A 13668-nucleotide genomic window follows, 5' to 3' on the forward strand; every position below is an offset into this window, starting at 1 on the left:
GGTGCGTTGCTAGACTGGGCTGCATGACTGACACACTGCGTACTGCCCAGGGCAACGCCCACAGCACCGATTCGGTGCCCTCCTCATTTGACGCCCTCCTCGTTCTTTCTTTCGGTGGCCCGGAAGGAACCGAGGAGGTCGTTCCGTTTTTGGAGAACGTTACCCGCGGCCGTGGCATCCCTCGTGAGCGCCTCGAAGAGGTGGGGGAGCACTACTTCCATTTCGGCGGCATAAGCCCTCTCAATGCATTGAATCGAGAGATCATCGCTAATATCTCTGCGGAGCTTTCGAGCCGCGGACATAATCTGCCTGTCTATTTTGGTAACCGCAATTGGTATCCCTTTGGCACTGAAGCCGTTGAACAGATGGCAGCAGATGGAGTGCGCAGCGTCGCCGTGTTTGCCACCTCGGCCTGGGGTGGTTACAGTGCCTGCCGGCAATACAACGAAGATATCGTTGCCCTGCGTCGGCACATCGAGGAGAAGAATCTTCCAGACATAACCTTCACCAAGCTGCGCCAGTTCTTCGATCACCCGAAGTTCGTAGAGGAGATGGCTGCCGCAGTCCGAGAAGCCTACGCGGAGGTCCCGGCCGACAAGCTGGCTAGCACTCGCATGCTCTTCACCGCGCACTCAGTGCCCACGGCACACGATGCGGTTGGGGGTGCCGAAGGGGATAAGCATATTTACTCCCGCCAGGTGGCGGAGGCCTCTCGCCTCGTCGCCGAGGCCGCCGGTGTGAAGGACTATGACCTCGTGTGGCAATCCCGCTCTGGTAACCCGGCCACACCGTGGCTGGAACCGGACATCGTAGACCACACCACACGGATCCACGAAGAGGAAGGCATCGACGGCGTCGTCGTCTGTCCCATCGGATTCATCTCTGATCACATGGAGGTGATTTGGGATCTCGATTCCGAGCTCAAGCAGGCCGCCGATGCGATGGGCGTCAGTGTCTACCGCACCCGCACCGCCGGGCCGTCTGAGCGCTTTGCGTCGCTGATCGTGGATCTGATCGAGGAACTAGAGCAGAGAGGTGAGTCCGCGTCCCTCGGCGAGGTCACAGTGCAGGGGTGCACGGTCAACGGCGAGCCCTGCGCCGATGGTTGCTGCGATATTTGGTCGCTGCGCAAGCCGCATTAGCGCGCGAATTCGCTTAGTGCGTAGGCCACTCCCGCCATGCGCGCTTGGCGGATGTGGCGCCAGAGGCGCAGAAGCTGCGGATCGAGGCTGTGGTCTTGGACTCGATCAGTCACCGTCTCGATAATGGCAGCAACCCGGTCAGCCCGAGCAAAGAGTTTTGCCGCACGCCCCGGCACGGCTGAGGGCAAGCCCGGTGTGTCGTAGAAGTCGCTCAGCGTACCTACGGTCAGCCGCGGGTTGGGGAGAGTATCGCTGCGATACCCCGTTGCCTCGATGAGAGTGGCCGATTCATTCGTTGCGTTGCTCAGCAGCGCATCCGCCTCTCCTGGGCTCAGCCACGCGGGCGAGGGCAACGGGGCCGTTTCCTCAATCACCGTCCACCGCGTCACACCTGCGGTGTAGGTGGGGATAAGCACTAAATCCCTATCTGGATCGTTGGTGCGCACAACAATGGCGCCGGCCGGGTTTTCGGCCGCAGCTTGAGCGGATTCGGATCCCGCCGGAAGAGCCGGTGCTTCGCCGGGCCCAGAAAGGACCAGTCGCAGCAATGGCTCCCGCTCAGCGCGCTCGATGATGGCGGCCGTCTCGCGCCTTAGAAGTGACATAACATTAACGAAAGCCTGACCGTCAGCGGTTAATTGCTCGCCGCCAAGCTCAGTAAGAGCGTCGAGGAAGTCATCGGTAGATTCCTGGCCCCACAACCACGCTCCAAGCCACACGGCAACGTTTTGCAGAGGGGACCAGACTTCGGCGCGCATATCCATGGCTGGACAGTGTAGACGATAGGGTAGACCGCTATGAGCTTGAATTCCCGGGATCCTTACGGTGGCGATATTTTCGCCGGACATGCACGCAAGAAGAAAACCGAATACCCCGAGGTGCCCGCAGAACCGGGGCTGGTCGTCGAGGTTCGGGGAGACGATTTCGTGGGGGCGGTGATGGGCATGGACAAGACCGCGTGGGGGCCAGTCGTGCGCCTCGAAGATCGTCACGGTACCGAGCGAGTATTCAAACTTGTCAAGGGCGGCTTCCTTGTGGAGGGGCAGCCGGTGACGCTGACGAGATACGTCGAGAAGCAAGCGCCCAGAAAGTCGAACTCTGGATCGCGCCGCGTTGAGAACGTTGAGGCGAAAGTAGCTGCGCCATCACGTATTTGGGTCGAAGGTATCCATGATGCGGCGATCGTGGAGAAGGTCTGGGGGCACGACCTGCGAGTAGAGGGCGTGGTAGTCGAATACCTCGAGGGTCTCGACAACCTCGAGGAACGCCTCGCTGAATTCCAGCCCGGGCCTGGGCGCCGCGTGGGAGTTCTCGCGGATCACCTCGTAGAAGGCTCAAAGGAAACGCGGTTGACGCAAACAGTGGGCGAGCACGTGCTCGTGACCGGGCATCCCTTCATTGACATCTGGGCAGCAGTCAAACCCGAGCGCCTTGGGCTGCGAGCCTGGCCGGACGTGCCTTTTGGAGAAGACTGGAAGACTGGCATCTGCCGCCGTGTTGGGTGGTCCGACCCTAAGGAAGGCTGGAGCCGCGTCTACAACGCCGTGACGTCATTCCGGGATCTGGATTCTACGTTGATCGGTGCGGTAGAGCGGCTCGTGGACTTCGTCACTACACCGGAGCTGCGCAAAGAAGATCTTCTTTAGTTCGAATTCGCTCGGTCGATGAGATTCACCGCGAGCTGACATCCGGCGGTTTCCGCTGCCCAGCCTGCCGCCTGGAGGCGCTGGGACATAGCCTGTTTGGAGATACCCAATTCCTCGGCGGCCTCATTCTGGTTCAATCCTCCGCGCACCAAGGATGTAGCCTCGCGACCCTCCATCGTGCGCTTAGTGAGTACGAAGCCGAGGAGAGCGAAGGCCGCTGCAATATCCTGCGCTTCCTGCGCCCGCCCGCGCCGATCAACCTTGGCGTAGACATGCCCCGCGCGTGCTGATCGCTTCACAGCAGCGGTAGCGACGGCGCGCGTCTCGGAATCTCCCGCGCCCTCGCCCGGGACAACACCGATACCGATGGCCCAGTCACCGTCCGCAAGGAGTGCCATGACGACATCGCAAACCGCGGACGAGGAGTAGGCAACGGCGCAAATATCCTCGACGCCAAGGACCTCGAATTCACCGACGCCCTCCAGCGTGGAAAGCGCAGCTGCGGAGCGTTGGACCAAATCGGCGCGGCGTACCGAGCGACCGCGGTAGCGGGCATGGACTGCTAGCACGTTGAGAGACTCCTTCCAGCGAGAAACAACGTTTAGTCTACCCCTTGCGCTTGACCGGTCGTTGCATACCGGGCTCGAGCGGCAAGCGCGTGTCTAAAATGAGTCCGGCGATACCGAGTGCAGCGGCGAGGACAAAGCCAACGATGGTGTAGGGGCTTGTCTTATCGGTAAGCGCGTCCCCGAAAAAGACACCGATGGCGGTCGTGGGAATCGAACCGATGAGAGTGGCGATGGAAAACTGCAGGACCGAAATTGGGGTGAGAGCCGCGACATAGTTTAATAAGGAAAACGGAACTCCCGCGACCATCCGCAGTGAGGCCACGGCGAGCCAACCGCGGCGATCCAGGCGCGCATTGATGGCATAGACCGCCGGGTGCGTGAGGTGCGGGCGAATCCATTCACCAAGCAAGCTGCGGACTATCAGCAGGGAGACAGTGGCGGAGATGGTCAGTGCGACGAGGGAGATGGCCAACCCGAGCCACGGGCCGAAGAGGAGCCCCGCGGCTAAAGTCCATACTGTTCGGGGGATGGGGAACTGCGTGAAGAAGATATAGGCGCCGGCAAAGGCGACGAGAAACCATGGCCCGAGGTGCTGCGACCAAGAACGAAGCGCGGAGAGAGAGGGGACGTCGACAAGCACGGCAAGAATCACCAGTGCCATGCCGGTGAGGATTACCGCCGCCCAACGCTTCCACGTCCAGCGGCTGCAGCTCCGCCAAGCCGAGCGCGCCAAAGACCTACAAAAGTCACCGACGCTGTGCACCCAACCAGTTTTCATAGGGCTACAAGTTTAATCCGAGTGAGGTCGAAATCCTCATTGGATCCAAGCGCGTCCCGCGAGTCGCGGTGTCTGGGGAGAAACTGGGAGTAGAGCCCCAACTTGCTGGCAAGCCTCGGTTCGATGCACGGTTTCAGCACTCCGCGGTGGATACTTATCTGAGGCACGCATCCGCATGAGCTGATTTAATCCAGTTATCCTGCTTGATCTTTAGTTAATTTTTGCCGCCTATCTCATTTGCGCGCGCTTCCTGCGGAGCGGTTTCTTTCCTTGCTATGCCCCCTTTTCTTGTCTGCTGTGACACCTGGAGCTATTGGAGTACAACCATGAACTTTCTCCATAACCTCACGTCTTATATGGACGCGGCTACCTTGCTTGAGGCTTTTGGGCCGTGGGTCATAGGCGGTATTGGCCTCGTGGTGTTCATTGAGTCAGGAGTACTCTTTCCGTTCCTTCCGGGGGATTCACTCTTGGTGACCGCTGCGATTTTGCGTTATGACCTTCATGTCTCACTGTGGCTGCTTATAGCGGTAGGCATGATAGCTGCCATTGCCGGTGACCAAGTGGGCTACTGGATTGGTCACCGCTTTGGGCGCGGCCTGTTTAAGCACGATGCACGGCTTCTCAAGCTGGAGTACCTCATCACCGCGGAGAACTTTTTCCGCAAGCATGGCCCGCTGGCGTTGGTGTTGGGACGCTTCGTTCCCATTGTGCGCACCTTCATCCCGGTGGCCGCTGGTACGGCTGAAATGCCCTATAAAAAGTTCATCGGATGGAACGTTAGCGGGACAGTGGCATGGGTGCTCTCCATGAATTTGGTCGGCGTCTTCTTGGGAAATATTCCAGGCATTGCCGATTCGATTGAGAAGATCATGTTGCTTATCATCGCGCTGTCTGTAGCGCCCATCCTGGTCAAGGCTGTGCACAGCTATGTCACGTCGAAGAAGAAGGCGACTGTAGTGGAAGAAGCGGAACCTATTGATAGCCGGGCAGCTTAGCAGTCCACGTAGCGAGCGTACTCACCCTGCAAGCGAGCGTGGGTGACATAAACGGGTTCGTTGTCCCCAGCGTGCCGCAATTCCTCCGTGAGGCCGGTCATGACCGCGTCTCGGGCTTGCGCATGGGTGGCGTGGAAGCTCATCACCGTGCCATCAACAACGGCGTCACCGAGCCGTTTAACCACAACATACTGAGAGTCCTCGGGGGCCTCGACGACATGGCGCTGGGCAGTGAAAGGATCTAGATAGGTAAAAGTAGCGTGCATACGCACCCACTGTACCGATGCGAAAAGACCCGTGAATCACCTGCCTTTTCTGACAATGCGAAACACGGGGCTTCTATCTGTGCCCGAGGGGGGACTTGAACCCCCACGTCCGTTAATAGGACACTAGCACCTCAAGCTAGCGCGTCTGCCATTCCGCCACCCGGGCTAGGGTGTTTGTTCAGCCTCTCGGCTGGGCACTCGAATACTGTATCCTGAACCGGTGTCACTTCACAAATCAGCACTACACGGCCTGTTTTCACGCCACTCTTAGGGGTTAAAAACACACTGATGAAAGTAGAGTCTTCATCGTCGCTAGTGCATGCCGGATCGTGACGCCCGCATGCCCCGCCTGTGAAATCGGCCCAGAAAGTCATAGTAAGTCAGTCTTAGTAAGTCAGAGCGCTGAATATAGCTTTCAGGTACAAAGGGAACTATGACTAGCAACACTTCAGATAACACTGCGAACTACGCCGCTGACTCTCGTTTCCCGGGTCCGGACCCCTATGCCCCATTGGGGGATGTAACCGCCTTCACCGTGACCTCCTCCGATATCGAGGAAGGCGCAGAGATTGCGGAACGTTTCCGGGCTCCGGAGAATATCTCTCCACAGCTGTCCTGGACCGACGTCCCCGAGGGAACCAAGTCCTTTGCCGTCACCTGCTTTGATCCTGACGCGCCTACGGGTTCTGGTTTCTGGCACTGGGCGGCCTTCAACATTCCTGCCGACGTCCGCGAGCTGCCCACCGGGGCAGGCTCTGCTGAGGACCTTGGTCACGAAGGCGTCGTCAGCCTGCGTGGCGATAGCGGCCAGCGTGTCTACTACGGGCCCCAGCCGCCAGCCGGTCACGCCCCGCACCGTTATCTTTTTGCAGTGCACGCTGTTGACGTAGAGAAGCTGGATATTGATCCAGACGCCACCCCGACGGTCCTCGGCTTCAATCTCTTCTTCCACACGCTTGGCCGTGCGGTTACCTGGGGTTGGTACGAAGCCCACTAAAGGGGCCAATTAGACTCATCACAATGAGTAAGAATCCGGAGACTAACCCCACCACCGACGGAGTAGACATCCCCGCCGCCCTGCGCGTGGGCGGCGCCTTCATGCTGTTGGCTGCTGTGCTCGCGCTATTCGGGCTCGTATCCATATTTACCGACGGCTGGGGAGCTACCTTCGAATGGACATGGCGCCGCCTGGCCATTGTGGGTGCGGCGCTTCTCGTCGGCGCATTCAGCACCCAACGCCGCGATCAACGGGGCAGCCGCGAGCAGATCATCGCGCTGGTCTTAGCGCTCGTCCTCATCATCGCCAGCCGGGCTCTGCCCAACACGGTTCTCACCACGATGGGCCAGTATGTGGTCTTTCTGTACGCCGTCGCAGCAGGGCTATGCGCGGTCATTATCCGCCGCACCTTGCGCTAGAACCACTGTGGTCGGCTAGTCCGCCCATTCCAGTCCGGAACCTACGGCCTCCGAGATGTTGCTCAGTCGGTGAGCGCGAATCTGCTGAGCAATGCCACGGTGGATGTCGCGGATCCAATCCGGGCCGCCGTAGATCAGGCCGGTGTAGCCCTGCAGCAGCGAGGCTCCTGCGGTGATACGCTCCCACGCCTGTTCCGGGGTGGAAATACCACCGGCAGAAATCAAAACCAGCTTATCGCCCACGCGAGCGTGGAGGCGCTGCAGGACCTCCAGCGAGCGCGCAGCCACCGGGGGGCCGGACACGCCACCGGGTCCCATCGCCGCGACCTCCTCAGCCGGGGTTGCCAACCCCTCGCGTGAGATGGTGGTATTCGTGGCCACGATGCCCGCTAGTCCAACCTCCACGGCCATATCGGCTACGGCATCAATATCTTCATCGCTGAGGTCCGGTGCAATCTTGACCAAAACCGGCGAGGACGTCGATTCCACCACGGCCTCCATGATGGGGCGCAGGGATTCCACCGCCTGCAGGTCTCGCAGGCCCGGGGTATTAGGGGAGGAGACGTTAACCACGACATAATCAGCCAAATCCCCTAACACAGATGCACATTGGCGGTAATCATCCACCGCGTCTTCTGCTTCGGTGATCTTATTCTTGCCAATATTGATGCCCACGACATCGTTAGAGCGGCGCTTGCGTAGGTTTCGGGCAGCCGCCAGCGCGCCCTCATTATTAAAGCCCATGCGGTTCAAGATGGCCTTATCAGCCTTGAGCCGGAAAAGTCGGGGAGCTGGATTGCCCGGCTGCGCCTTCGGGGTGATGGTACCGAGCTCGGCGTATCCGAAGCCGATGGGGGACCAGACGTCGGCAGCCGCCGCATTCTTATCAAAACCTGCGGCCAGCCCCAGCGGGCGCGGGAAGCGAACGCCAAAGACCTCTTGTGCCAGGACCGGATCAGTGACCGGTACGACCTTGCCCAGCGCACGGTTAAGCGGCGATGCGACCTGGAGCGCGGCGAGACCGCCATTGATGATGCCGTGGATGCGTTCCGGGCTGAGTTTGAACATTCCCTTCAACGCGGCCTGGTAGGCCGCGTGGCGGGCACGGTGGAGAGCTGGGTACTGCATGCGGTGTCCTTAAAAAGAAGTCGAAGATGAAAAGAGGCGGGATGGCGAAATCTAGCGGGGTGTCGCGTCGAGTTGCGGATCGCTGATGAACTGGAGGCCGTCACCGCTAGCTGAGGCGGTGACGAGGGTGCCGTCGCCAAGCACTGCAACGTTGTGAGCATCCGCCACCGTGGCCATGCTGCCGACGGACTCCGGAACACCCGCAGCGACGGTGAATGCGTGCAGCAGGTTGTTGTCAGTGGTGGTCACCCAAGCCAAGGAACGCTCTGCGTCCCAGACCACGCCCCACGGCGTGCCCTCAGTGTTTCCGTACTGGTGCAGGCGGATGACGTCGCTGGCGGTGTAAATGGCCACGCGTTTGCCCACTGTATCTGAAGCTACGACCACGGCGCCCTCACCGCCTGCGATCTGACCCACACCCTGGCCTACACGAAGGCGTCCGCCCGCGCGATCCTTCTCCCAGTCCAGCGACTGAATCGTGGAGTCCTCCCTTAAGACGCGGACGATGCCGTCGGCGCCATCCGGATTGGGGACGGAGATGAGCTGATCTGAGCCGGCCTCCACCGTGATGTCGGTGGTGCGTTCGCCGTCCACGTAGACCCCGATAGTCGTGGACTCCCCAGAGCCCACAAAAAGCTCGCCGCTGGAGGCCTCCGCGGCCACCGTCACTGGTGTCTCCTCGTCCACTGCCAACTCCTGTGGGGAATCCGGTTGCTGGGGATCAAACAGTAACACCGTATCCCCGCACGCCAGGAGGAAGTGCTGGTCGGAGGCCGTGAGGTCGCCACACTTCTCATCCACGGATACGGTGGCGGCCTTCCCCTCGACGAAGTCATTGGCGGTGCCTACAGCGAGTGAGCCATCGGTGCGAGCCGCAAGGACGTCACCGACTGCGGCGAGATCTGATACGGCATCGAAGGCGACGACGTTACCCACCGGCTTGGTGGCCGCCGGGGAGGAAGCGGGTTCGGCCTTGCCATAGACCGCGGAGTTGGGGTCTCCGCCAACACCAACTGTGGGATTGCAGGCGGCAAGAGCGCAGACGCTGGTGAGGAGGGCAGAAGGAAGCAGAACACGACGCATTTTCACGATCCTTCATCCTAGCAGCCAGCGTGGTGGAAACCGGAAGCCGCGGGCTGCACGAGTAGGCTGTCGCGGGTGACTACAACAGCGACAACTGAAGCCATGACATGGATGCAGGTCATCATCCTCTCCCTTGTCCAAGGCCTCACCGAATTCCTGCCCGTGAGCTCTTCTGGACACCTGCGCATCGTTTCCACTCTTTTTTGGGGACAAGACGCTGGTGCCTCCTTCACCGCCGTCATCCAGCTCGGTACTGAGCTGGCTGTGATCGTGTACTTCGCTGGAATGATTTGGCAGATTCTCAAAGGCTGGTTCATAGGTCTCGTGCACAAGGACCAGCGCGGCCAGGATTACCGCATGGGGTGGATGGTTATCGTCGGTTCTATCCCCATCGGCGTCCTGGGTGTGCTGGGCAAGGACCTGATCAGGGATAACCTACGCAACTTGTGGATTACAGCGTCTATGCTCGTGCTTTTCTCTTTTGTCTTCATCATCGCCGAGAGAGTGGGCAAAAAGGAGCGCAGCTTCGAGGAATTGACGATGCGCGATGCCATCGTCATGGGCCTGTGCCAGTGTTTGGCGCTTATCCCAGGTGTCTCGCGCTCGGGAGGCACGATTTCAGGCGGCCTCTTTTTGGGCTTGGACCGCGAGGTGGCGACCCGCTTTAGCTTCCTGCTGGCCATTCCTGCAGTCATGGCTTCGGGGCTGTTTTCGCTTGGCGACGCCTTCGGCCCCACCGTGGGGCAGTCTGCCACCGGCGCCCAACTGCTTGTCGGCACGCTCATCGCGTTCGTCGTCGGCTATGCGTCTATTGCGTGGCTGCTGAAGTTCGTGGGTAACCACTCCTTCGAGTGGTTTGCGGCCTACCGCATTCCTGTCGGGCTTCTCGTCATGCTGTTGCTGGGCCTCGGGGTTCTTGCCCCCTAACCGGCCATGCGTCCGCGGCGGTGGGGTCACACGTTAGGATGGTGCCCATGCAATCTTGGCCTGTCCCGCACATCGATTCCGTCCCTGGCGCCCCGTCGCCGCTTCACCTCTATGATTCCGCTGATGAAGAGGTAAAGAAGCTCAACATCAAGGGGGAGACCGCCACGATGTATGTCTGTGGCATTACCCCTTATGATTCCACTCACCTGGGCCATGCAGCGACCTATCTCACCTTTGATCTGATTTACCGCCAATTGCTGGATAACGGCTACACCGTGAATTACGCCCAGAACATCACCGACGTGGATGATCCGCTCTTCGAGCGCGCTGAGCGCGACGGTGTGGATTGGCGCGAACTGGGCACCTCGCAGATCAATCTTTTCCGCTCGGACATGGAGCTGCTCTCCGTGTTTCCGCCTCAGCACTTCGTCGGAGCGATGGAGGCCATCGACGAGATTACGGTCATGGTGCAGGCGCTTCTCGACGCCGATGCAGCCTACGTTGTCGACGATCCTGAGTTCCCGGATATCTACGCTTCCATTGAGGCCACGAAGAACTTCGGCTACGAGTCGAATTATTCCCGCGAGCAGATGGAGACCTTCTTTGCCGAGCGCGGCGGTGACCCGGACCGTCCCGGCAAGCGGGATCCTTTGGATGCGCTCATTTGGCGCGCCCACCGCGAGGGCGAGCCCGCCTGGGAATCTCCGTTTGGCCCGGGGCGTCCGGGCTGGCACATCGAGTGTTCCGCCATCGCGACCAACCGGCTCGGGTCCAGCTTTGATATCCAGGGCGGCGGATCGGATCTGAAGTTCCCGCACCACGAATTCTCCGCGGCCCATGCGGAAGCGGCGTTGGGTGTGGAGCGGATGGCCCAGTCCTATGTGCATACCGGCATGATCGGTTTGGACGGCACCAAGATGTCGAAGTCATTGGGCAACCTGGTGTTCGTCCACAAGCTCGTCGAGGCGGGCGTCGACCCTTCGGCCATCCGTCTCGGTGTCTTCGCCGGCCACTATCGAGCCGACCGTGACTGGTCCGATGCGGTCTTGAACACCGCGCAGGAGCGGCTGGAGCGCTGGCGGGCGGCTTCCCGCACGGCAGGCAACGTGGAGGAAGTCAAGGCGGTCGTGCACCACGTACGTCGTGCCTTGGCCGACGACCTCGATACGCCACGTGCCCTTGAGGTCATCGATCAATGGGCAGATAAGGCACTGCAGGCTGGTGCTTCGGATGAGGAGGCGTCCGGCTTGCTGCGCACTGCACTTAATTCTCTGCTGGGCGTGCGCCTCTAGACAACTTCAGGCATGATTTAGCTCATGACGATTCGCGCCGAATTCCAGCCCACCGTAGATGAGTTCATGTCCAACCTCGAGTCCTTTGCCACCGGGGATTATCTCAAGGAAGAGGAAAAGGAGTTCTGGGAGGCACCGTTCGATGCAACGGTGCTCCCGGATCTTCGCAACATCCTCGAGTCCTTCCTCGATGATCTGGATAAGCTGCCCGATGATCCAGAAGGTGGGCTGTTGAGTGCAGCGGTGCGCCCCTCCGTGGAGAAACTCGCCGCCTTCAACCGAAAGAATGCTGACGCAGTGCTGGAGCCGGAGGAAAAGGAGGAGCTCACGGAGCTTATCCACTCTGCCTCGGCGGCCACCGGCGCGGATGACGATGCCTTGGGACAGCTACCGGAACTGGATTTTTAATTGACTGATAGCGAGCAGGCTGCAGGTGCTACCCGTCCCGCAGCGATCTTCTGGGATATGGATGGCACCCTTACTAATTCCGAGCCCCTTTGGGAGCAAGCCACCTTCCACCTCTCCGAAACGCTGGGACGCCGGCTAACGCCGACGGAGCGGTTAGCCACGGTAGGTGCCACGTTCGAGGACACCTTAGCCATCTGCGCCGATAAGGCGGGCGTCGTGCTTCAGCCGGGAGATACCGAAAAGTACCGCCGGCTCATGTTCGACTATGTCAAGTCCCTTTTCGCCGAACACCTCGAGATTTTCCCGGGTATTCCGGAGCTGCTTGGTGAGCTCAAGGAGTTGGGTGTGCCCATGATGGTGACCACGAATACCGAACGTTACGTGGCGGACTCCGCGATCGCGTCTTTAGGCCGACACTACTTCGTGGACACGATTTGCGGTGACGAAGTCCCGCGGGGCAAGCCCGCTCCGGACATGTATGCCGAAGCTGCCCGCCGGGTAGGCGCCTTACCGCAGGATTGCCTGGTCTTTGAAGATTCTGCAGCCGGCATGCGCGCGGCTGTCGACGCCGGCTGCACCGTTATCGCGTTGCCTGAGGGCGACCACGTTGCAGTACCGGAGGAGGCGACCGTCATCACTGAGTTGCGCGGAACCCAGCACCGCCATCTCGACGGCGCTTCAGCTTCCGACGTGCACGACTGGTACAACCGCCTACGCGCACTCTAGCCGCCGCGGATTCGCTGCGGGGCGGTGGAGCGGTTGACTCCTTCCGTCGGGATTTCGGCTAGGGAGGAAGCATTTTATGCAGCAGTGTGGAAGAATAAGCCATTGTGAAGAATTTTGAGAGCCTGTTTGAGGAATTGTCCCAGAAAATCGCCGAGCGCCCTGAAGGCTCCGGCACCGTGGAAGCTTTTGACAAAGGGATCCACCACCTGGGCAAGAAAATCATCGAAGAGGCTGGCGAAGTGTGGATTGCCGCAGAATATCAGTCCGATGAAGAGCTCGCCGAGGAGATGTCGCAGCTGCTGTACTGGCTCCAAGTCATGGCCCACAAGCGTGGCCTGAAGCTCGAGGATATTTACACCTACCTCTAATCGGCCGCCCAGTACGAGGGCTTCCAGCAGTTTCAATAACCAGCGCAATCACCGTAGAAAGCACCGCACACTCATGATCAAAATCGCCGTCCCTAACAAAGGCTCTCTGTCTGAGGCCGCTCTGGAGATCTTCAAGGAAGCAGGATATAAGGGCCGTGGTCACAATAAATCGTTGAACGTAGTGGATGAGGACAACGGCGTCGAATTCTTTTTCCTGCGTCCGAAAGATATCGCCATTTATGTCGCGCAGGGTGTCCTAGATCTCGGGATTACTGGCCGCGACTTGGCTCTCGATTCGCGCGCGAAATTCAACGAAGTCTTGGATCTTGGTTTTGGCGCCTCGACGTTCCGCTATGCAGCACCAGCGGGGGAGCAGTGGGATGTTCCGAAGCTGCAGGGCAAGCGCATCGCTACCTCTTACCCCAACGTTGTGCGCAATCACCTCAGCGCGAATGGAATTGAGGCTGACGTCATTCGCCTCGACGGAGCGGTAGAGATTTCGATTCACCTCGGTGTCGCAGACGTGATCGCAGATGTTGTCTCAACGGGAACTACCCTGCGTCAGCAAGGGCTTAAGCCCTTTGGCGAGCCCATCGTTTCTTCCGAGGCGGTCGTGATCAAGCGCGAGGGCGAAGACGTCACGGCCGAAGAGAACGTTGTGCTCAGCCGCATTCGCGGAATCCTCAACGCCCGCCACTATGTCATGCTCGATTACAACGTGGCGGAAGAGAAGCTCCCAGACGTCGAAGCTGTGACCCCCGGCTTGACTGGTCCCACCATCTCTCCATTGGCACGCGAAGGGTGGGTGGCCGTGCGCGTCATGGTGCCCCGCAAGCAGGCTAATCAGGTGATGGACGCGCTGGAAGGGCTCGGCGCCGAGGCAATCTTGGCCTCAGATCTGCGAATTGCCCGCTTTTAGGG

General features: G+C 59.9%; 17 protein-coding genes and 1 tRNA gene. 11 read left to right on the forward strand and 7 right to left on the reverse strand.

Annotated features, from left to right (window positions below; genetic code table 11):
- The first annotated feature begins 23 nt into the window (after positions 1 to 23).
- Positions 24 to 1142 (forward strand): ferrochelatase, encoded by a 1119-nt coding sequence (locus tag HMPREF2807_RS08430; RefSeq protein ID WP_070511810.1) that lies wholly within the window; start codon positions 24 to 26, stop codon positions 1140 to 1142.
- Here HMPREF2807_RS08430 and HMPREF2807_RS08435 read toward each other — a convergent pair.
- Positions 1139 to 1906: a hypothetical protein gene (locus HMPREF2807_RS08435; RefSeq protein WP_070511815.1), complete on the reverse strand. Its 768-nt coding sequence runs from the start codon at positions 1904 to 1906 to the stop codon at positions 1139 to 1141. The genes HMPREF2807_RS08430 and HMPREF2807_RS08435 overlap by 4 nt on opposite strands.
- Positions 1907 to 1939: 33 nt before the next feature.
- Here HMPREF2807_RS08435 and HMPREF2807_RS08440 point away from each other — a divergent pair, with 33 nt between their 5' ends.
- Entirely contained in the window at positions 1940 to 2788 is an 849-nt protein-coding gene (locus HMPREF2807_RS08440) for a DUF3097 domain-containing protein (protein WP_070511818.1), read from the forward strand.
- Here HMPREF2807_RS08440 and HMPREF2807_RS08445 read toward each other — a convergent pair.
- Both HMPREF2807_RS08445 and HMPREF2807_RS08450 read right to left on the reverse strand, forming a co-directional pair.
- Positions 2785 to 3357: a MarR family transcriptional regulator gene (locus HMPREF2807_RS08445; RefSeq protein WP_070511821.1), complete on the reverse strand. Its 573-nt coding sequence runs from the start codon at positions 3355 to 3357 to the stop codon at positions 2785 to 2787. The genes HMPREF2807_RS08440 and HMPREF2807_RS08445 overlap by 4 nt on opposite strands.
- Before the next feature lie 37 nt (positions 3358 to 3394).
- Complete coding sequence (locus HMPREF2807_RS08450) at positions 3395 to 4135, reverse strand: TVP38/TMEM64 family protein (protein ID WP_070511824.1); 741 nt, start codon at positions 4133 to 4135, stop codon at positions 3395 to 3397.
- Between the two features lie 326 nt (positions 4136 to 4461).
- On the opposite strand from HMPREF2807_RS08450, the gene HMPREF2807_RS08455 reads away from it, so the two are divergent.
- Positions 4462 to 5133 carry a DedA family protein gene (locus HMPREF2807_RS08455; RefSeq protein ID WP_198531394.1) on the forward strand — a complete coding sequence of 224 codons (672 nt, stop codon included), beginning with the start codon at positions 4462 to 4464 and terminating at the stop codon, positions 5131 to 5133.
- On the opposite strand, the gene HMPREF2807_RS08460 is transcribed toward HMPREF2807_RS08455, so the two are convergent.
- Positions 5130 to 5399 (reverse strand): hypothetical protein, encoded by a 270-nt coding sequence (locus tag HMPREF2807_RS08460; RefSeq protein ID WP_070511827.1) that lies wholly within the window; start codon positions 5397 to 5399, stop codon positions 5130 to 5132. The two genes, HMPREF2807_RS08455 and HMPREF2807_RS08460, sit on opposite strands and share 4 nt — an antisense overlap.
- Positions 5400 to 5479: 80 nt before the next feature.
- Positions 5480 to 5565: transfer RNA gene (locus tag HMPREF2807_RS08465), tRNA-Leu, on the reverse strand.
- A 267-nt stretch (positions 5566 to 5832) separates the two neighbouring features.
- On the opposite strand from HMPREF2807_RS08465, the gene HMPREF2807_RS08470 reads away from it, so the two are divergent.
- Both HMPREF2807_RS08470 and HMPREF2807_RS08475 read left to right on the forward strand, forming a co-directional pair.
- Positions 5833 to 6396 carry a YbhB/YbcL family Raf kinase inhibitor-like protein gene (locus tag HMPREF2807_RS08470; RefSeq protein ID WP_070511830.1) on the forward strand — a complete coding sequence of 188 codons (564 nt, stop codon included), beginning with the start codon at positions 5833 to 5835 and terminating at the stop codon, positions 6394 to 6396.
- A 23-nt stretch (positions 6397 to 6419) separates the two neighbouring features.
- Positions 6420 to 6815, forward strand: a complete 396-nt coding sequence (locus tag HMPREF2807_RS08475; protein ID WP_046649137.1) for a hypothetical protein — start codon at positions 6420 to 6422, stop codon at positions 6813 to 6815.
- 15 nt (positions 6816 to 6830) lie between these two features.
- Here the strand turns inward: HMPREF2807_RS08475 and HMPREF2807_RS08480 are convergent, their stop codons facing one another.
- Both HMPREF2807_RS08480 and HMPREF2807_RS08485 read right to left on the reverse strand, forming a co-directional pair.
- Complete coding sequence (locus tag HMPREF2807_RS08480) at positions 6831 to 7943, reverse strand: quinone-dependent dihydroorotate dehydrogenase (RefSeq protein WP_070511834.1); 1113 nt, start codon at positions 7941 to 7943, stop codon at positions 6831 to 6833.
- A gap of 51 nt (positions 7944 to 7994) precedes the next feature.
- Entirely contained in the window at positions 7995 to 9026 is a 1032-nt protein-coding gene (locus HMPREF2807_RS08485; RefSeq protein ID WP_070511837.1) for an NHL repeat-containing protein, read from the reverse strand.
- 102 nt (positions 9027 to 9128) lie between these two features.
- Here HMPREF2807_RS08485 and HMPREF2807_RS08490 point away from each other — a divergent pair, with 102 nt between their 5' ends.
- The 6 genes from HMPREF2807_RS08490 (at position 9129) to hisG (ending at position 13666) form a co-directional block, all read left to right on the forward strand.
- The gene (locus HMPREF2807_RS08490; protein WP_070511841.1) at positions 9129 to 9953 is read left to right on the forward strand and encodes an undecaprenyl-diphosphate phosphatase; all 825 of its coding nucleotides are present in this window, start codon (positions 9129 to 9131) and stop codon (positions 9951 to 9953) included.
- 47 nt (positions 9954 to 10000) lie between these two features.
- Positions 10001 to 11245, forward strand: a complete 1245-nt coding sequence (mshC, locus tag HMPREF2807_RS08495; protein ID WP_049157688.1) for a cysteine--1-D-myo-inosityl 2-amino-2-deoxy-alpha-D-glucopyranoside ligase — start codon at positions 10001 to 10003, stop codon at positions 11243 to 11245.
- 24 nt (positions 11246 to 11269) lie between these two features.
- Positions 11270 to 11653, forward strand: coding sequence for a hypothetical protein (locus HMPREF2807_RS08500; protein WP_049157689.1), 384 nt, complete (start codon positions 11270 to 11272; stop codon positions 11651 to 11653).
- Positions 11654 to 12379: an HAD family hydrolase gene (locus HMPREF2807_RS08505; RefSeq protein ID WP_049157690.1), complete on the forward strand. Its 726-nt coding sequence runs from the start codon at positions 11654 to 11656 to the stop codon at positions 12377 to 12379.
- A 104-nt stretch (positions 12380 to 12483) separates the two neighbouring features.
- Positions 12484 to 12747, forward strand: a complete 264-nt coding sequence (locus tag HMPREF2807_RS08510) for a phosphoribosyl-ATP diphosphatase (RefSeq protein WP_046649144.1) — start codon at positions 12484 to 12486, stop codon at positions 12745 to 12747.
- Positions 12748 to 12820: 73 nt separating this feature from the next.
- On the forward strand, positions 12821 to 13666 hold the full coding sequence (hisG, locus tag HMPREF2807_RS08515) for an ATP phosphoribosyltransferase (protein WP_070511844.1): 846 nt from the start codon (positions 12821 to 12823) through the stop codon (positions 13664 to 13666).
- Positions 13667 to 13668 lie beyond the last annotated feature (2 nt).

Source organism: Corynebacterium sp. HMSC074A09 (genome assembly GCF_001811545.1).
GTDB classification, from domain to species: domain Bacteria; phylum Actinomycetota; class Actinomycetes; order Mycobacteriales; family Mycobacteriaceae; genus Corynebacterium; species Corynebacterium hiratae.